17 protein-coding genes are annotated in these 18,575 nt (G+C 68.8%); 11 read left to right on the forward strand and 6 right to left on the reverse strand.

The annotated features are described in order from the left end of the window. Positions 1-57: 57 nt before the first annotated feature. Positions 58-792, forward strand: a complete 735-nt coding sequence (locus QN350_RS09885; protein ID WP_323516310.1) for a FadR/GntR family transcriptional regulator — start codon at positions 58-60, stop codon at positions 790-792. 137 nt (positions 793-929) lie between these two features. Continuing rightward, positions 930-2,789 (forward strand): DUF222 domain-containing protein, encoded by a 1,860-nt coding sequence (locus QN350_RS09890; RefSeq protein WP_322138449.1) that lies wholly within the window; start codon positions 930-932, stop codon positions 2,787-2,789. A 221-nt stretch (positions 2,790-3,010) separates the two neighbouring features. On the opposite strand, the gene QN350_RS09895 is transcribed toward QN350_RS09890, so the two are convergent. Further along, on the reverse strand, positions 3,011-4,303 hold the full coding sequence (locus QN350_RS09895) for an ATP-binding protein (protein WP_322138448.1): 1,293 nt from the start codon (positions 4,301-4,303) through the stop codon (positions 3,011-3,013). 97 nt (positions 4,304-4,400) lie between these two features. On the opposite strand from QN350_RS09895, the gene QN350_RS09900 reads away from it, so the two are divergent. Further along, positions 4,401-4,895: a hypothetical protein gene (locus QN350_RS09900; protein WP_322138447.1), complete on the forward strand. Its 495-nt coding sequence runs from the start codon at positions 4,401-4,403 to the stop codon at positions 4,893-4,895. 45 nt (positions 4,896-4,940) lie between these two features. Here the strand turns inward: QN350_RS09900 and QN350_RS09905 are convergent, their stop codons facing one another. Beyond that, a complete protein-coding gene (locus QN350_RS09905; RefSeq protein WP_323516314.1) occupies positions 4,941-5,315 on the reverse strand; it encodes a hypothetical protein in 375 nt (124 codons plus the stop codon). Positions 5,316-5,617: 302 nt separating this feature from the next. On the opposite strand from QN350_RS09905, the gene QN350_RS09910 reads away from it, so the two are divergent. From QN350_RS09910 to QN350_RS09920, 3 genes are all read left to right on the forward strand, one after another. Continuing rightward, positions 5,618-5,743: a hypothetical protein gene (locus QN350_RS09910; RefSeq protein WP_281533531.1), complete on the forward strand. Its 126-nt coding sequence runs from the start codon at positions 5,618-5,620 to the stop codon at positions 5,741-5,743. A 7-nt stretch (positions 5,744-5,750) separates the two neighbouring features. Beyond that, positions 5,751-5,924 carry a hypothetical protein gene (locus QN350_RS09915; RefSeq protein WP_322138445.1) on the forward strand — a complete coding sequence of 58 codons (174 nt, stop codon included), beginning with the start codon at positions 5,751-5,753 and terminating at the stop codon, positions 5,922-5,924. Positions 5,925-6,047: 123 nt separating this feature from the next. After that, positions 6,048-8,897 (forward strand): EAL domain-containing protein, encoded by a 2,850-nt coding sequence (locus QN350_RS09920; RefSeq protein WP_323507852.1) that lies wholly within the window; start codon positions 6,048-6,050, stop codon positions 8,895-8,897. Here QN350_RS09920 and QN350_RS09925 read toward each other — a convergent pair. Next, complete coding sequence (locus QN350_RS09925; RefSeq protein WP_281533527.1) at positions 8,884-9,375, reverse strand: heme-degrading domain-containing protein; 492 nt, start codon at positions 9,373-9,375, stop codon at positions 8,884-8,886. The two genes, QN350_RS09920 and QN350_RS09925, sit on opposite strands and share 14 nt — an antisense overlap. A 149-nt stretch (positions 9,376-9,524) precedes the next feature. Here QN350_RS09925 and QN350_RS09930 point away from each other — a divergent pair, with 149 nt between their 5' ends. Then, positions 9,525-9,743 carry a three-helix bundle dimerization domain-containing protein gene (locus QN350_RS09930; protein WP_281533526.1) on the forward strand — a complete coding sequence of 73 codons (219 nt, stop codon included), beginning with the start codon at positions 9,525-9,527 and terminating at the stop codon, positions 9,741-9,743. A 6-nt stretch (positions 9,744-9,749) separates the two neighbouring features. On the opposite strand, the gene QN350_RS09935 is transcribed toward QN350_RS09930, so the two are convergent. Then, entirely contained in the window at positions 9,750-10,460 is a 711-nt protein-coding gene (locus QN350_RS09935) for an IclR family transcriptional regulator (protein ID WP_322138443.1), read from the reverse strand. After that, the gene (locus QN350_RS09940) at positions 10,457-11,980 is read right to left on the reverse strand and encodes an APC family permease (protein ID WP_322138442.1); all 1,524 of its coding nucleotides are present in this window, start codon (positions 11,978-11,980) and stop codon (positions 10,457-10,459) included. The genes QN350_RS09935 and QN350_RS09940 overlap by 4 nt, the downstream gene beginning before the upstream one ends. A 271-nt stretch (positions 11,981-12,251) precedes the next feature. Between QN350_RS09940 and QN350_RS09945 the strand changes: the two genes are divergently transcribed. From QN350_RS09945 to QN350_RS09955, 3 genes are read left to right on the forward strand one after another with little or no spacing between them, the layout of a single operon-like run. After that, the gene (locus QN350_RS09945; protein ID WP_243012742.1) at positions 12,252-13,736 is read left to right on the forward strand and encodes an APC family permease; all 1,485 of its coding nucleotides are present in this window, start codon (positions 12,252-12,254) and stop codon (positions 13,734-13,736) included. Positions 13,737-13,794: 58 nt separating this feature from the next. Further along, complete coding sequence (locus QN350_RS09950) at positions 13,795-15,852, forward strand: primary-amine oxidase (RefSeq protein WP_323516317.1); 2,058 nt, start codon at positions 13,795-13,797, stop codon at positions 15,850-15,852. 18 nt (positions 15,853-15,870) lie between these two features. Continuing rightward, complete coding sequence (locus QN350_RS09955) at positions 15,871-16,473, forward strand: hypothetical protein (RefSeq protein ID WP_322138440.1); 603 nt, start codon at positions 15,871-15,873, stop codon at positions 16,471-16,473. Positions 16,474-16,515: 42 nt separating this feature from the next. Here QN350_RS09955 and QN350_RS09960 read toward each other — a convergent pair whose 3' ends face one another. Further along, complete coding sequence (locus QN350_RS09960) at positions 16,516-17,043, reverse strand: universal stress protein (protein ID WP_281533519.1); 528 nt, start codon at positions 17,041-17,043, stop codon at positions 16,516-16,518. 121 nt (positions 17,044-17,164) lie between these two features. On the opposite strand from QN350_RS09960, the gene QN350_RS09965 reads away from it, so the two are divergent. Next, the gene (locus QN350_RS09965; RefSeq protein WP_322138439.1) at positions 17,165-18,457 is read left to right on the forward strand and encodes a bifunctional glycosyltransferase family 2/GtrA family protein; all 1,293 of its coding nucleotides are present in this window, start codon (positions 17,165-17,167) and stop codon (positions 18,455-18,457) included. Positions 18,458-18,575 lie beyond the last annotated feature (118 nt).

An 18,575-nucleotide genomic window follows, 5' to 3' on the forward strand; every position in this document is an offset into this window, starting at 1 on the left:
TACGATCTCGGTGGGGGCTTCGAGGCCCCACGGCTTCGCCTAGGGAAAGAAGTGCAGATGCAGAGCGGCACCGTCACGGATTCCCTGCGCGTGGGCGGCCTGCACGCGCGTGTGGTCAATGCCGTCGGCCAGTCGATCGTCGATGCGCGCTACGCACCCGGCGACATCCTGAACCTCGACGAGCTCAGCGCGACCTTTGCCGTCTCCCGGTCCGTGCTGCGGGAGGCGATGCGCGTGCTGCAGTCGCTGGGAATGATCGAGCCGCGGCAGCGGGTCGGAACCCAGGTACTGCCCCGCACCTCCTGGGAACTGATGAATCCGCAGATCATCGTCTGGCGCGGCCGTGGACCCGAATACTTCACCCAGATGCGCGAGATGCTCGAAATGCGCCTCGGGATCGAGCCCGTCGCGGCCCGACTGAGCGCGCAAGCCATGACGGACGAGCAACTCGCGGCGGTCTCGGCTGCCGCGGACGCGATGGTCGTCGCCGACCGTGACGGTGACGGTCGAGGCTTCCTCGAGGCCGACGTCGACTTCCACGCCCAGATCCTGCGCGGTTCCGGGAATGCCGTCATGGGTCACTTCGCGAGCACCGTTGAGGCACTGCTCCGTACCCGCGAAGAGGAGAAGCGGTTCACAATCACCTCGTACACGCCACCCTCGGCACATCGCCATCACGAGCTCGCGCACGCGCTCGCCGTGCGCGACCGGGAGGCTGCCTATCGGTGGTCGTTCGCCACGATCGAGGCGACCCTCGCCGAGTTCATGGCGGAGTCTCCCCGTCAGGCCTGACGCCGCATACCCCTTCCCGCGGGTCACGGACGCTTCTGATCCTGTGCATTCTCCTCACCAGGTTCCTGATCAGAAGAGGTTTCCACATACCTGAGCCTTGCTCAGAGAGTGTCGGTGGTCGGTCGTAATGTGGGGGCATGACCACCCTCCCGGAGTCGCCCGCTTCACCCGATCAGCCGCACGCCGACCGGGTGTTCCGTGAGTCGGTGCAGGGCGGCCTGCTCGCCGGGCTGCGGTCGATGGCGGATGTCGTCGCCGGGCTGGGTGGCTCGTCAGCCGCCGTCGACGCACTCACTGACGAGGCCGTGTTGGAGGGGCAGGTGTTGATCGCCGGTGCCCGGCGGGCGCTCGAGACTCAGGCGGCATGGTTCGCGGCGACCCTGGCCCGCCGGTCCCGGCCCGAACTCGGCGGCAAGGGCCTCGCGGCCCGGCAGGGTTACCGCTCCCCGGAAGACCTGCTTCAGACCATCTCCGGGTCGAGCAAGGGTGACGCGGCCAAGCTGCTCGCGGTCGGCCGTCTCCTCGCGGAGGCCGATGCCGCCGAGAAGGCCGCCCGGGAAGCCGCCGAGGCGCAGAAGCTGTTCGACGAGACTCCGCCCCTCGACGGGCAGGGCGGACACGGCGGGAACGATGGGCTCGACGGGCAGGGCGGGAACGGCGAGCAACCGCCCCTCGACGGGATGGCCCCGCACCTTCCGCCGGTTCCGCCGGCCGCGGTGCCGCCGTGGCACGCCCCGATCGGCCGGGCCCTCGCCCAGGGCTGGCTCAGCGTCGAGAAGGCCGATGCGCTCCGCAAAGGCCTGGGCGACCTGGACCGGGCGATCACACCGGAGAAACTCGCCAGCGCCCTCGCCTGGCTCCTCGCCGAGGCACGGACCCTGAACGCGGATCAGTTGTTCAAGCGGGCCCGCCGGGTGCGGGACGTGCTCGATGAGGCCGGCATCGCCGCCCGCGAGAAAGCCGCCTACGACGACCGGTCCCTGCGGTTCTACCGGCGCCACACGGGGCAGGTGCGCATGATCGGCCTCTTCGCCCCGGAAGACGGCGAATACCTGATGAGCACATACGACGCCATCACGAGCCCGCGTCGGGGCGGGGTGCGGTTCATGGACAAGGAGCAGGCCGCCTGGGCGAGACGGGTGCAGGATGACCCGCGCACAACCGAACAGCTCACCGCGGACGGATTCGTTGCTCTGATCAAACTCGGTGTCAAGGCCGACCCCAAGCGCATCGCCGGCGGTCGCAGCCCCGCCGTGCGCATGGTCACCATCCGCCCGAGAAGCACCGCCCCGACCGGCGCTGCCCCGACCGGCACCGCCCCGACCGGCGCTGCCCCGACCGGGTCATCGCCCGTCGGGCCAGCGTCAAGCGCCGCCGGACCGACCGGGACCACACCCACCGGCGCCTCACAGTCCGAGACCGCATCCACAGGGATCGCGTCGACCGGGGCCGCACCCACGAGCACTGCACCGACCGGGACGAGTCCCGGCGCCGTGGCCGAACCCGCGGTTGATGCCGGGGCGGGTAGCGAGACTGACGCGCCCGCACTCCAGCCGGGCGTGATCGAGGGAACTGCGGTCACGGTCTCGGCCGAGACCGTGGAGCGAAACCGGTGCGACACCGGGATCCTCGACGTGACCTTCGACGACCACGGGAGGGGTGTCGACCTCGGCCGGGAACAACGCACCTTCAGCCCCGCCCAACGGGCCGCCCTCGCCATTAGGGACGGCGGCTGCATGTGGCCCGGCTGCGACCGACCACCCTCCTGGACCGAGACCCACCACATCCACCACTGGAAAGACGACAGCGGCCAGACCAACCTGGACGACGGCATCCTGCTCTGTCGGGCCGACCACCTGCGGCTTCACAACGAACACTGGCGCGTCACAGGAGACGACACCGGCCGCTACTGGCTCACCCCACCACCGGGACTCGACCCCGAGCAGCAACACGTCCTCCTCGCCAGTAAGAACCCGATCCTCCGCGACACCGACTGAATGAGGACGGAACTCACTGACGTCAGGTGGAGCCGGCCCGGTGGCGGGGTCAACGTCCGGCGGAGACTCAGTCGTCAGTCGTCAGTCGTCAGTCGTCAGCCGTCAGCCGATGGTCGCGATTCGCGGGGCGGTGACGGCCGGGAGCCACCAGCGTTCCTGGGCTCTGCTGCAGGCATCGACCGAGAAGCAGGAGGGGTCGGCCGCTGTCGTTGCTCGCACGGTCAGAGGCGGGCGAGCCGCTCGATGTCCTCGAGGAACTCCGCTGCGACCTGCGGCGAGACCGTGGTGCGGGTGGCGCGGATCGCCTCAAGGTAGTCCTCGGTTCGGGGACCGCTCGGCGCATCCGCTGGCACCTTGTCCGCGGTGAAGAGTGCCCGTTCGAGTGCCTCCTGCGAGGCCCGGCGGGCCGCATACTCGATGTCCGCGGGAGAGAAGCCCTCGCTCGCCTCGACGAGCGCGGCGAAGTCGACCGTGCCGGCGACGGGCGCCGGCACATAACCGGCCCAGATGGCCGCACGCGCAGCGGCATCCGGGAGCCCGATCGGGATGACGTAGTCGAACCGACCGTGCCGGAGTAGTGCGGAATCGAGGGCGCGGATGAAGTTGGTCGCGCAGACGAGGAGGCGGCCCGGACGCTCACGGAACGCCGGGATGATCTTGAGCAGCTCATTGGTCACCCCCTGCAGCGGCGACGGCGGTTCCCCGCCGCGCTGGGCCGCGATCTCCTCGACCTCGTCGATGAAAACCACGGCGTGCTCGAGCTCTGAGATCTTGAGGAAGGTTTCCCGCAGGGCGCCGGCGAGACCCTTCGGGTCGCCGGCCAGCCGGGAAGGGAACACCTCGACGAACGGCCACTCGAGCCGTGAGGCGATCGCCTTGGCGAAGGTGGTCTTGCCCGTCCCGGGAGGGCCGAAGAGCACGACGGCCTTGGGCGGGATGACCCCGTACTGTTCGGCGAGATCGGGTTCGGCGAGGGGCATCACGAGCCGGCGCTCGAGGAGTTCCTTCTCGGCGCGCATGCCGCCGACGGCAGCCCAGAGATCGCGCGGCAGAATCCGCCCGCCGAGGTCGCCGAGTGCCTTGAGTCCCTCGCGCTGCACCGGGATCTCGCGCTCGAAGTAGCTCAACTGCTTCTTGACCACGAAGCCGCGGTTGAGAAAGGCGTCGACGCGGCTTTCGGTTTCCGGCATCAGCGCGGAGAGCTTGGTCAGGCCGTGCGGTGCCATCTTCGACTCGAGCGCGGCGAGCATGGCCGTGCCGATGCCCTGGCCCTGCCAGACGTGTGCGGTCGCGAGGAACACGATCCAACCCTGGGCGTGCGCCGCGCGGCCGACGGCGGCCCCGACGACCTCGTCGCCGTGCATCGCGACGACGGCGTGGTCTTTCTGGCAGGAGGCGAGCACCTCGGACAGCCCATAGACCGGTTCCGTGTTCGTCGCGGTGATCTCCTGCCAGAGCCGGAGGATCCCGTCGAGATCGTCAGCGTGGAAATCGCGAATCCGCCAGCCGGTCATAGTGCTCCTTCGCACGTTCGTGTCCTGCACTCTCTTCCCACAATCTAGGGCACGGACTCTTTCGACCGGCCGGGCGTGCGGCGTAACATTTCGTAACGTGGACGCCACGGTCATCAGCCGGAATGGACCGACGCCGGGCTTCCGGAGTGGGATGACTGAAATGATGAGCATGACAGCGCAGATGATGGACTCCTCAACGGCGATGAAGAGCATGAGCGGCCTCGACACGGCGGCCATGCAGGAGCTGATCGAGTGTTGCAGCGCATGCGAGCAGGCCTGTACGGTCTGCGCGGACGACATGATGGCCATGGGCATGACCGGGATGTCGAAGTGCATGAGCATGTGCCTCGATTGCGCCGACATGACCCACACGATGATGCGAATGATGCTGCGCCCCTCCGGTTACGACATGACGGTCATGATGGCCCAGATGGACGCCTGCATGAAGATGTGCATGGCGTGCGCGGACGAGTGCATGATGCACGCCGAGATGAGCGAAGAGTGCAAGATGTGCGCTGAGGCCTGCCGTCAGTGCGCTGCCGCGTGCGAGCGGATGATGTCGGCGATGAAGTCCATGATGCCGATGGCATAGCTGGACCAGACCGGAGATCCCGGCCGGCGGCTGACGACGGGCGGCTTAGGAAAGATCCGCGAGGTCGGAGAAACCCGACAGCTCGACCGGGGCCAGGAGCACATTCACGCGATCGGCTCCGATCGCGAGCACGTGATAGACGTCGTGCAGTGCGACCGGGTCGCCGATCGAGGCCACGGCGCCGAGGTCCGCGTGGTTCCACACCCAGACCCTGGTGTGGTCATCGAGCGTCGTGATGGCGATCCAACCCGTATGGGTGACCGCCGTGACGATCGCGTCGCGCCATTTGCTCGGCGTCGCGGCAGACACGCGCTGCTGGATGAGCGGCAGCGCGTGTCCCGGAGCGCTGCCGGTGCAGGTGTGACCCTGCGAGCACTCTGGGCGAGGGGCCGTCCGGAGAGCGGGGTGGTGCTGGGTCATCGCGGTCTCGGTCCCTTCGTGTCGCGGCGTGGCGGTCGGTGTTGAGAGCAAGCCTAGGTCGGCGACGGGCGGATGTCCCGGCATCCGTCACGTAAGGAAACAAAGCCGCCCGGCCGCGCGAGCCAGCCTCGATGACCGGATTCCGACCGTCGGATGTACCATGAAAGTGCGATCCCGTCCACCGATAGTGATGGGTCGGGTTTCCATCCACGGATGCGAAACCGTGTCAATCTCGATCGCTCACACATTGAACCAGGCCCAGCGGCGCGCCGTTCATCAACCGTTTGAGACTGAGAGAGCCCATGGCCGACGCGACGAAGAATTCCACCATCCACTACGTGTCCGCCGTGCGCTGGTCGGCGCTCAAGCGCGAGTTCGCTGCGCGACGCGGCGTGGTCTCGACGACGCGCGACGACGACCAGGACTGAGGCCATCGTGTCCGAGGCGCCGTCGTCAGGCGAACCCACCACGGCCTCGTCGGCCAATCAGGTCTCGCTCCCGCGCTGGAACGAACTCAAGCGCGAATACAACCTGCGGCACAAGTCGCTGATGCGGTATTCCGCTCCCGCTGCGGATGCGGCCAAGAGTCCGGACGAGACCGCCGTCTGAACAGATGTTCGTTGACCGACCGGTCGACGAATAACCGGAAGCCCTGCCCTCGGTCGCTGAGCCGCCGGCTTCAGGCCCCCTCGGAGGAGGGTGCAGTCGGTAGTATGCACTCAGGGGGCGATGATGACACAGGAGCCACGGGAGACGTCGAGCACGACGATTTCCCTTCTCCTCGGCCACGTGCGTGCACACGGCGGGGACGCTGCCGTTGCCGACGTCCTCGCCAGGGCGGGAATCACTGAGTCGCTCGACTGGCTCGAGGACACGGCCACCTGGGTGAGCTACGACACCAGGATCCGGCTCTTCACGGCCGCGACGACCGTGCTCGACGACCCGCACACGATGTACCAGGTGGGTGCGACGGTCGTCTCAGACGGGCTTCATCCGGTGCTTGTGCAGCTCCTGAGCGCCTTCGCGTCACCCGCAGCGGTGTATCGCCAGCTGCCGCGATTGATTCCTAAGTTCACGACCACATCGACGATGGAGTCCGTTTCCGTGGGGCGGACGTCGGCACGCCTCCGCTACCGGTTGCACGAGGGCTATCCACCGTCGCGCCTGGATTGCCAGTACGCCCAGGGCCTGTTCGCGGCGCTGCCGTCCATGTTCGGGCTCACGGCCGCGATCGTGGTTCACCCGGAGTGCCAGTGCGACGGATACGAGTGCTGCGTCTACGAAGTGACGTGGTCGACCCGGCGCCGCTGGTGGTCGCGGCGGTCACTGAACCATCCCACCAACCGGTCCTTGGCGCTCCTGCGCGAGAAGGTCAAAGAGGTCCAGCACGCCGCAGCGGACCTGGTCGGAAGCGACGACGTCGACGACGTGCTCGCCCGGATCGTCGCGCGGGCCTCGTCTGCGGTGCTCGCGCCGGCGTACCTGCTCATCATGACGGCCGACCACGGTGAGCCCGTGCTTCGCTTCCAGGGGCTTGATGCGCCCGGGGCGGTCAGGATCGCTGCCCGGATCCTCCACGGCGCAGACCTCGGCGAGCGGGCCGTGATCGTGGACGTCTCCTCGAGCCGGCGTACCTACGGGCGACTTGCCGCGCTGTATTCACTCGGCCACACCTCGATGGACGGGGACAGGACCCTGCTCGAGGCCTACGCCGGCCACGCCGCGGCGGCGCTCGACCTGTTCACGGCCCTCGAGGACAGCAGGCGCGAAGAGAGCAGGGCGGCCGCCATGCTGGTGCTCGCCCATGAGCTCGCGACGAGCACTGGCAGCGAGGCGGTCGCCGACGCCGTGGCCCTCGCGGTCCCCGCTATCGCCGGCTGCGATGCCGCTGCGGTGCTGCTCTGGGATGCCAGCCCCGGCGTGATGCGCGCGGTCGCGACCGCCGGCCTCGATGCGCCCCGGAGGGATCGGGTGCTCGCGGCGCCGATCCCCGCTGCGCAGACGCCCGAACTCGTCGAGCTCCTCGCGCACCAGCGGCCGGTCCCGCTCTCGGCGACCACCGCGAGCCCGCAACTCGCGGGCCTCCTCGCGGAATGCGGGATGACCACGGCGATCATCGTTCCGCTGCTCGCCGGCGACGTGCTGATGGGGGTCGTAGCGGGCGGGTGGCGTTCCACCCTCGCGCCCGGCATCTCGCCGAGCACGCTCGCCCGCATCGAGGGCGTCAGCCATCAGGGCGCCATCGCCCTGCAGAACGCCCGGCTCCTCGCCACGGTTCGCCACCAGTCCCTTCATGACCCGCTGACCGGCCTCGCCAACCGGATGCTGTTCGCGAGTGAGCTCGATGCCGCCGTGTCGACCTGCGCGGCGGGGTCCTGCACCGCCGTGATGTTCTGTGACCTGGACAACTTCAAACAGGTCAACGACGTGCTCGGTCACGGTGCCGGCGACGAACTCCTCCGCCAGATCGCCGTTCGGCTGCGCGGGTGCCTGGGTGTCGAGGCCACCATCGGACGTCTCGGGGGCGATGAGTTCGCGGTCCTCGCCCGCGAACTTCCGGGCCAGGAACAGGCGGTCGACCTCGCCCATCGGGTCGTCGATAGCCTCAACCGGCCCTTCCACGTCTCCGGCCATGACCTGCGCATCACCGCGAGCATCGGGGTCGCCGTACACAACGGCCCGGGGGATGGCGGAGAACGCCTGCTCGCCGCAGCGGACACTGCGATGTATGAGGCGAAACGCACCGGCCGGAACCAGGTCGCCCTCGCGGACGAGAGCAACCGGACCGGCCCGGTGACCTCGCTGCACAGCGAGCTCGTCGAGGCGCTCGGGCGGGCCGAGATGCGGCTGCACTACCAGCCCGTCGTCGCGCTCTCCTCGCCCGACCGGGTCGTGGGGGCAGAAGCCCTGATCCGCTGGGACCACCCCCGCCTGGGCCTGCTGGCCCCCGCTGCTTTTCTACCGCTCGCGGAGGAGACGGGCCTCGTTGCCGACCTGGACCTGTGGGTGCTCGGGAAGGCCCTCGCCGACCTCGCAGCCCTCGGCGACGCTGCGACCCTCACCGCTGCCGGTGGGGTGCCGCTGCACGTCGCGGTGAACCTTGCGAGTGCCACCCTGGTCGACCCGAGGCTGATACCGACCGTGCGCGCGGCCCTCAACCGCAACCGGCTCCGTCCGGAGCGGCTGGTGCTCGAGATCGTCGAGAGCAGGGCTCTCATCGATCTCCCTGGCGTCGTGGAACGCCTCATCGAACTCCGCCGGCTCGGCGTGAGCATTTCGCTCGACGATTTCGGGACCGGGTTCTCGACCCTGGCCTGGCTCAACACCCTCCCTGTCGACCAGATCAAGATCGACAGGACCTTCACCGCGAATCTGCCGGAGGCCGCATCCGTCGCCCTGGTCGAGGGGATCATCGCGCTCGCGCAGAAGCTCGACATCGACGTGGTTGCCGAAGGGGTCGAGACCGAGGACCAGCTGGCCGCGCTTCGGGAAGCCGGTTGCGCTTTCGCCCAGGGCTACCTGCTCGGCAGGCCGACTCCCGCGTTCGCGTCCGTGACGCAGGCGACGGTCAGCCGCGTGTGACCAGGTGTGCCCTGAGCGCCTCGACGACGAGATCGTGATCGAGCTGCTGGGCGAGTCCGGACACTCCGACGACACCCATCAGCGCCCCGCGTACGCGCAGGGGAAATGCGCCGCCGTGGGCGGCGTGCGTGTGCGGGTCGAGCCGGGACGAGGTGTCGAAGTCGCGCCCCGCGGCCCGGAACCGGGTGCCGACAGCGAGCGATGAGCTCGCAAACCGGCGGACGACACGGAACTTGTTCTCGAGCCAGCCGTCGTTGTCCGCGCAGGCTCCCGGCAGGGAGGCATGGAACACGCGCTGGTCCCCGAACATGATCGCGATCGCAATCGGATGGTTCCGTTCGAGTCCGAGCTCCACGAGCAGGGAGCCCACCGCCCAGGCGTCCGCGAAACCGAAGGAATCGAACTGGATGCTGCGCTCCTGCTCGAGGAGGAATTCCAGCAGGCGTTCCTCTGCGGACAGTGTCGGTGCGTCGGTCATCTCGAGCCTTTCCCAGGGAATGCGGCATGCGCCGCCTCCGACAGTCTTCCACTGTCTGGTCGCCCTGCGGGGTGGATCCTTGGAAGGCGATCCGTCCTGAGCCGTCATTCGCGTTTGACGCTGCGCCGCAGTAGGCAGAGACTGAAAGGGTGAATAGAAAAGAGGAAGACCGCGCGGTCGAGCAGATCATTGTGCGACTGGAAAAGAAGTTTCCCAACGAACCGCCGACGAGCATCGAGAAGACCGTGCACGCGCAGCAACTCGCGCTCGCCCGGAATCCGTTGCGGGACTACATTCCCGTTCTCATCGAACATGCGGTCAAAGACCGGCTGCGCCGGGCCGCACTGCACCTGACCGCTGCGGCCTGATCCGCTTCAGGCGAGCAAGGGCGCGAGTTCCCGTGCGCCCATCCTGAGCAGGGCCAGGAATTCGGCGGGCTCGTCGATCCGCGCAGCGGGTGCCGAGAGACAGAGCCCAGCAACGAGGGATCCTTCCCGGTTCCGGATCGGGATCGCCAGACAGCCGGTCCCCGGTGCCCAGGAGCTCGGGCAGTACGCATAGCCCTCGATCCGGATCGTGGCGAGCTGCCCGGCCAGCTCCGGGTCCTCCCCGAGCATCGCAGAGTCCCCTCGACGTTCGGCGAGCAGCAGCCGGCCCATCGCACTCGTCTCGAGCGCCCGGGCACTCCTGACGGACACGCTCGGCGGGTAGTCGGGGTCCGGATCGATCACCCGGACACCGTCGCTGTCGTAGCGGACGAGGTGAATGCCCCCACGGATGCGCGAGCGCAGCCGGTCGACGACCTCGCGCACCGCCTCCGGCGGCTGGGCCGGCGCGACCAGGCGGGCGAGTTCGACGACCTTGCGGCCGAGGGCGAACCCGCGCAGGTCCGGCATCCGCACGAGGTACTCGTCCTGGACCAGGAGGTTGAGCAGCCGGTACGCCGTCGCCTTCGGGAGCCCGAGGCTGTCCGAGATCTCCCGCGCCGTGACCCCCGACCCGCAGCGGGCCACCTCCTCGAGCACCGTCAGGGCGCTCTGGATGGCCTTCGGCTGGCGGGCACCGAGGTGCGCGGCGCCCGTCACGGGCCGGCCCGGCCCGATTCCCGCGCCGCGGCATCCGCCGGGGCCGGTCCGCCGAGAAGATCGCCCGTCACGGGCACGTCGTAGACCCCGATCGTGTCCCGCAGCCAAGGTCGGCTCCGCAGTCGCAGGCCGCACCAGGCGAGACCGAGCGCCATCATGCCGAGGAACACCCAGACCCCGAGCGCCCTGGCCGAGCCGCTCTCGACCACGAGGTAGGTGATGAGCACGGCGCCGAGCAGCACGGCGGCGAGCACCGCGAACAGCACCGGCCAGAAGGTGGACTCGCCGATGCGCCGGAGGAACACCGGGGCGGCGATGCAGACGAGCAGGTAGGCGGTCATGTAACCGCCTGCTGCCCCGACGATGAGCACCTCCATGGTCTGCCAAATGCTGCCGGAGAGCGCGATCGTGGTGAGCAGCACGGCCGTGATCACGCTCATCGCCACGAGTGCCGCGTCGAACGGCGTGCGATACCGCGGGTGGGTGCGCCCGAACCTGCTCGGCATCAGGCCCTCGCGACCCATGGAGAAGAGCACCCGCACGAGCGCCGTCGTCGACGCGATCGCACAGGCCAGGAAGGACGTCGCAATGCTGACGTCGAGGAGCAGGCCGACCGCGTCGATCCCGTACGCGACGGCGAGATCGTTGACCGGGGACGCGCTCGCCGCGATCGTGCCGCCGAGGGCGGAGAAGCCGACGAGCTGGCTGAACGAGGCAAGCAGGTAGAGCACTCCCGACCCGAGCACGGTGAACACGATCGCGCGCGGGATGCTCGCGTACGGGCGTTTCGCCTCGACGCCGAGGGTCGATGCGCTCTCGAAACCGACGAAGGCCGTGAGGGCGAGGGCGGACCCGACCGCGAAGTTGGCGGGGTCGATGCCGCCGGGCGCGAGCTGCGACCAGTCGAGCACCGGCCAGAGCCGCACGAGCAGCGCGACGACGAGCACGACGATGATGAGCACCGAAACGGCTTCGACGAGCAGGGTGATCCTGGTCGAGAGCCGGATGCCGCGGGCCAGCACGAGCAGGCACAGTGCCGCCATGACGACGATGAGCAGGCCCGCGACGAAGACGGACCCGGTGAGCGCCGGCCAGAACCTGCCGACCACGATCGTGAGGTAATATCCGGCACCGCCGAGGGCGAACATCGAGATGAACCCGTAGCCGACGAGCAGGCCGACGCCGGCGACGAACGCCGCCGTGGTGCCGAGCCCGCGAGAGACGAAGGTGTAGATCGACCCGGCCGCGGCGATGCGCCTGGTGAACTGGTTGATCGTCGTCGCCGCGAGGAACGCGAGCAGCATCGCGGTCGCGAGCGACCACACGGTCGCTCCACCGGCGACGACGGCGACGAGGAGCGGGATCGTGGTCGCAGCGGCCGAGGGAGCGACGGCGGACACCGACTGCGCGAGCACGTCGAAGAATCCCACGCTGCGCCGGTCGAGGCCGTCGACGGGCGAGCGGGTCCCGATGCCGTCGACCGGCTGCGGATCGTTGATGGCCCTGGCCAGTGCGGTCATCGGTCCGGCCTCGTTCTCTCTCGTTCACAAGCTCACGGTCGGCGGCGGTGCGGAGCCTCAGGCTAGCCAGTCATCGTTGCGGCCGCGCTTCGGGAGTGTTTCGGTCGCGTGACCTCCGAGTGAGACATCGGACGGCCGGTGTCTCATTCGGGCCGCCCGGACGTTTACCGCGGCGAGACCGGTCGGCAACAGCGGTCGGACAGGCTGGCCGCAGACCTTCCGATCCGCTTCCCCGACTTACCCTGACGAACCCGCCCGAGCTGGAGATGACATGACCGTAACGAAAGAGCCCACGGCATCCGTGGGCACCGCCCCCGCCGAACGGTCCCTGACCGGTTCCCTCGGCGTCACGTCGATCGTGTTGATGGTCGTCGCCGCTGCGGCGCCGCTCACGGTGATCGGCGGCTCCGCTCCGCTCGGCATCCTGCTCGGCAACGGAGTCGGCTTCCCGTCGATGTTCGTCGTCGCGGCGATCGTCCTGCTGTTCTTCGCTGTCGGCCTCGCCGCGATGACCCGGCACGTGCCCAAGCCCGGCGCGTTCTTCACCTTCGTCAACTACGGGCTCGGAAAACCGGCCGGACTCGCCACGGCGTTCCTCGCCCTGCTCACGTACACGACCATCCAGGTCGCGGTCTACGGGTACGTCGGATACATCCTGAGCGTCACCCTCACCGGCCTCGGCGCGCCGGATCTGCCGTGGTACCTCTACGCGCTCGCGGCCGTCGCCCTCGTCGGCTTCCTCGGGTACCGGCACATCGACCTGAGCTCGAAGGTGCTCGGGGTGTTACTCCTCGGCGAGGTCGGCGTCGTGCTCGCGCTCGTCGTCGCCGTGGTCGTCAACGGCGGCCCCGAGGGCCTCTCGATGGCGCCCTTCGAACCGAACAACGTGCTCACCGGCTCCCCGGCGATCGGCCTGATGTTCGCGATCGCCGCGTTCATCGGCTTCGAGTCGACGGCGATCTTCCGCGACGAGGCGAAGGACCCCGGCCGCACCATCCCGCGGGCCACCTACGTCGCCGTGATCGGCATCGGCGTCTTCTACACGCTCGCCTCCTGGGCGCTCGTGATGGCGTGGGGCCCGAGCGGCGTCGTCGCCCAGGCCGCGGAGAACCCCGGCGCGATGATCCTGATCACGACCCTCGCCTACCTCGGTCCGATCGGTCAGGTCGTGATGAACGTGCTCCTCATCACGAGCATGTTCGCGTGCGTGCTGTCGTTCCACAACGTGATCACCCGCTACCAGCACTCGATGTCCAACGCCCGGGTCCTTCCCGACTTCCTCGGCCGGGTGCACACGAAGCACTCCGCACCGCACCTGTCCTCGATCGTGCAGACGGGGACCGCCGGAATCCTCATCGTCGTCTTCGCCGTGCTCGGCCTCGACCCGGTGCTTCAGGTCTTCACCTGGCTCTCCGGCGTCGCGACCCTCTCGATCGCCATCCTGATGGCCGTCACGAGTATCGCGGTCGTCGTCTACTTCGCCCGCACCAAGCAGGACAGGCGGCTCTGGAACACCGTGATCGCACCGGTGCTCGGGCTGCTCGGTCTGCTCGGCGCCGCAGTGCTCATCGCCACGAACTTCCCCTTCCTCGTCGGCGACGTCGACGCGGACGGCGCGCCCGTCTTCGGCGTCGTGAGCGCCGTCCTGCTCGGACTCGTCGTGATCTTCCCCCTCGGCGGCCTCGTGCAGGCGCTCATCCTCAAGCGCACCAACCGGGTCGCATACGACCAGATCACGGATGCCATCGGCGGGTGACCCGCGAACCCCGCCCGCAGCATCCGCTCACCTCTCACCACCCTTCGACTGGAGAATCATGACCATCACCGATCTCGACACCCCGCACGGCCAGCACGAACACGGCGACCACGATCACGGCAACCCTGACTCCGGGACCGTGCCGAGCCACCCGGTCGGCAGCCTCACCGCCGCCGAGTTCGAGACCGTGCGCGACGTCGTCACGGCGGGCGCCGACTGGAACGCAACCACCCGCTTCGCCTATGTCGGGCTGTGGGAACCGCACAAGCGCGAGGTCCTCGCCTGGCAGGACGGCACGGGGCCGCTTCCCGACCGGCAGGCCCGGGTGATGCTCCTCGACATGGAAACCGGCCGGTCGACGGACAACATCGTCTCCATCCCCGGCCGCGCGGTACTGTCGACGTCGGTCCTCGATGGGTCGGCCGGTCAGCTGCCCGTTCTCCTCGCCGAGTTCGACGCGATCGCCGGCATCGTCGCGGAAGACCCGCGCTGGGTGGCCGCGCTCGCCGCGCGGGGCACCACGATCGACGAGGTCGTGGTCGTGCCGCTCTCGGCCGGGCACTACGACTACCCGGAAGAGGTCGGCCGCCGGATCGTGCGGGTGCTCGCCTTCCGTCAGGACTACCCGGGGGACCACCCCTGGGCACACCCCGTCGACGGACTCTCCGCCTATGTCGACACCGCCTCCCGCACCATCACCAGGCTCATCGACGTCGGCACCCTCGACATCCCGGCCGAGAGCGGCAACTTCGACGACCCGGCCGTGCAGGGCGCCCCGCTCACGACCCTCAAGCCGATCGTGATCTCCCAGCCCGAGGGGCCGAGCTTCACGGTCGACGGCGAATGGGTCAGCTGGGCGAACTGGAAGTTCCAGGTCGGCTTCGACACCCGCGAGGGCCTCGTGCTGCGCCAGCTGTCGTTCACGGATGCCGGAGAGGAACGACCGATCATCTACCGGGCCTCGATCAACGAGATGCTCGTGCCGTACGGTGACCCGTCGCCGGTGCGGTTCTGGCAGAACTACTTCGACACCGGAGAGTACCTGTTCGGCCGGTTCACCAACTCGCTCGCGCTCGGCTGCGACTGCGTCGGCGAGATCAAGTATTTCGACGCCGTGCTCGCCGACGAACTCGGCAACCCGTTCACGATCAAGAACGGCATCTGCATGCACGAGGAGGACGTCGGAACGCTCTGGAAGCACGGCGACATGTTCACCGGCTCCAACGAGGTGCGCAGGCAGCGACGCCTCGTGATCAGCTTCTTCACCACGGTCGGCAACTACGACTACGGCTTCTACTGGTACCTCTCCCTCGACGGCACCATCGAGTGCGAGGCCAAGCTCACCGGCATCCTCTTCACCTCGGCATACCCGGGGATCGGCGAGCCTATCGGAGAGACCGCGATCGAGGGAGACTACGCGTATGCCAGCGAGGTCGCTCCCGGGCTCGGCGCCCCGTACCACCAGCACCTCTTCAGCGCGCGGCTCGACATGATGGTCGACGGGCTGTCCAACGCGGTCGACGAGATCGACGGCGTGCGCTTGCCGATGGGGCCGGGCAACCCGCACGGCAACGCGTTCACCAAGAAGACGACCCGGCTCACCGGCGAGGCATCCTCCGGGCGGCTCGCGGACGCATCCATTGCGCGCGCCTGGCACATCGTCAACACCGAGAAGACCAACCGACTCGGGCGCCCGACCGGCTACGTGCTGCAGCCGGAGCAGTCGCCGACGCTGATGGCCGACCCGGGATCATCGATCGCGAAGCGCGCCGAGTTCGCCACGAAGCACCTGTTCGTGACCCAGTACGACCCGGCGGAGCAGTTCGCGGCAGGCGACTTCGTGCACCAGAACCCAGGCGGCGACGGCATCACGAAGTACATCGCGGGGGACCGGTCGATCGACGGAGAGGACATCGTGCTCTGGCACACCTTCGGCCCGACGCACTTCCCGCGGATCGAGGACTGGCCGGTGATGCCGGTCGACTACGCGAAGTTCACGCTCAAGCCTTACGGCTTCTTCGGTGCGAACCCCGCGATGAACGTGCCGGCCAACGAGCCGGTGTCGCACTGTTCGCACGGGCACGACGGTACGACGCACGAGCACGCGCACCACTAGGACGAGAGGAGAGCGCTGGTGACCTGGGCACTGCACGGAATCATGATCGGCGGCGCGTCGCTCAACCTCTGCTGCGTGCTCGGCAGCCGGCGCTCCCGGTCCGGCCTCGCGGTCGTCTCCACCCTCGTGATGCTCGCGGCCATGACAGACTCCGCCTTCGGAACGATCGGCCTCGGACCCTTGCCGTGGGCGGCGATCCTGATCGCCTGGGGGCTGACCTGTTCGGCGCTGCTCCGTCGCCGACTCGTCCCCGCCTCACCGGCTCCCGCTCTCGCCGCTGAGGTGTCGCAGATCGACGTTCGCACGTCCCGGGAACATCGATCTGCGACACCTCACGGGACTATGGGGCCGACCATGCTGCTGCACCACCCGCTCGGCCTCGTGGTCACGGCCGGCCAGCTGATGGCGCACACGGTGATGTCCCCGGGCGGCGGCGCGGGTGCAGCGGGGCATTCGCACTCGGATTCGCTCCTGCTGCCCCTGGTCTGCGCGGCCGGTGCGGCGTTCGTGGTCTGGTCTCTCGTGCTGCTCGTGACGGAGAGCCGCACCCGGCTCGAACGCGGGAACCTCCTCGGGATGTCGGCCATGACGGCGGCGATGGCAGTGACGCCCTTCGCCTGAGCCCCTGCGACGGACTCCTGCCAGTGCTCCTGCCAGGGGCGGTCAGGCGGGCTCCCAGGGGAGACGTTGCTCGAAGGGGACCGGCGCGAGCGGGATCATCACGACCGGCCGGTGCTGGCGATGCGCGAGGCGCACCGCGATCGACCCGCTGAAGAAGGCCTGCAGGCCGGCGCGGACGCTCGACTCCCGGGTGCCGACCACGATCATGGCCGCGCCGAGGGTGTCTGCAAGCCTGCCGATCGCGAGGGCCGGGTCCCCGGCGAGTGCCCGGGTGCTCCACGCGACCTGGCGCCCGTCAAGCGCGGCCGTGAGCCGTGCGACGAGACGGGGAGGGAGTGCCTCGTCGGCGAGGTCCACGACATCGGGGTCGAAGGACAGCGAACTCACGCTGCCGTCGGGGTGTTCCTCGATCACGTAGCGTCCGGTGTCGACCCAGGCGCAGACCAGCTCTGCCCCGAAGTGCTCCGCGAAGACGGCGGCCTGCTGCACGACGGCATCCGGCTGGCCGGTGTCGACCCCGACGACGATCCGCGAGGTGTACCGGCGGTTATTCGGCTCTGCGGCGGTCACTGGGCCTCCTTCGACCCCACCCTAGTCCGGAAGGAGGGCGCAGGCGCTTCACAGTTTCTCCTTGCCGCACTCATAACCGGGCCAGTGGTCCGGCATAGGCTCGCGGCAGAGAGTAACCATCATGACCCGATCAGCAGCTCTCGCCCTCGACGTCGTCGTGCCTGTGTACAACGAGCAGCAGACCCTCGCTCGCAGCATCCGTGTGCTGCACGCGTACCTGACCGATCAGTTCGATGAAACGTGGCGCATCACCATTGCGAACAACGCGAGCACCGACAACACGGCCGCGATCGCCGACGCGCTCACGACCGAACTGCCGGGCGTCAACGCTGTGCACCTCGTCGAGAAGGGCAGGGGCCGGGCGCTCAAGCGGGTCTGGCTCGACTCGCCCGCCGAGGTCGTCGCCTACGTCGACGTCGACCTCTCCACCGACCTGCGTGCTCTTCCACCCCTCGTGACCCCGCTGCTCTCCGGTCACTCCGATGTCGCCATCGGCAGCCGGTTGTCGCGTGGCTCCCGCGTCACCCGCGGCGGCAAGCGGGAGTTCATCTCCCGCAGCTACAACGCCCTCGTGCGCACGACGATGGGCGTCGAATTCAGCGACGCCCAGTGCGGCTTCAAGGCGATGCGCCGCGACGTCGCCCAGCGGGTTCTTCCGCTCGTGGAAGACACCGGCTGGTTCTTCGACACCGAGATGCTCATCATCGCCGAGCGTGCCGGGCTCCGGATCCATGAGGTGCCCGTCGACTGGATCGATGACCCCGACAGCCGCGTCGACGTGGTCGGCACCGCCGCCGATGACCTCAAGGGGCTCGTTCGGGTGGCGCACTCGCTCATCACCGGCAGGATCCCCGTCGACGAGATCTACGCCGAACTCGGCCGACCGCCGTTCGAGCCGCCGACCCCACCGACCTTCCTCGGCCAGGTGCTGCGCTTCGGTGTGATCGGCGTGCTGTCGACCATCGCGTTCGCGCTGCTCTACCTCGTTCTCCAGTACGTGATGCCGGCCCAGCTGGCCAATTTTCTCTCCCTGCTCATCACCGCGATCGCGAACACCTGGGCCAACCGGCGTCTCACCTTCGGCGTGCGTGGGCGGCGAGGCGCGGTCAAGCACCAGGCGCAGGGTCTCGTGATCTTCGGCCTGGCCTGGCTCGTGACGAGCGGCTCCCTCCTCGTGCTGCATCTGGTGCGAGCGGATGCCGGGGCCCAGGCCGAGATCATCGTGCTCACGGCGGCCAACCTCCTCGCGACCGTGATGCGGTTCGTGCTGCTGCGGCTCTGGGTCTTCCGGAGCCACCGGACGCCGGCCCCGAAACGGATCGAACCCCGCACCTCCCGCGACGAAGTGACCTCCCGCAGCGACGCGCCCTCCCGTAGCGACGTTCCCGCCCAACAGGAAGTAACCAGCTCATGACGACCCAGGTTTCCCCGCGCCCTGCTGCATCCCCTCGCCCCGGCGCCTCTCCGCTGGCTGCCCGCTTCGTGGCCCGTCTCGCCGCCCAGCCCCCCACCCGGGGGGGGGGGGCGGGGGG

It is taken from the genome of Cryobacterium sp. 10I5 (genome assembly GCF_035019865.1).
Classification (GTDB): domain Bacteria; phylum Actinomycetota; class Actinomycetes; order Actinomycetales; family Microbacteriaceae; genus Cryobacterium; species Cryobacterium breve_A.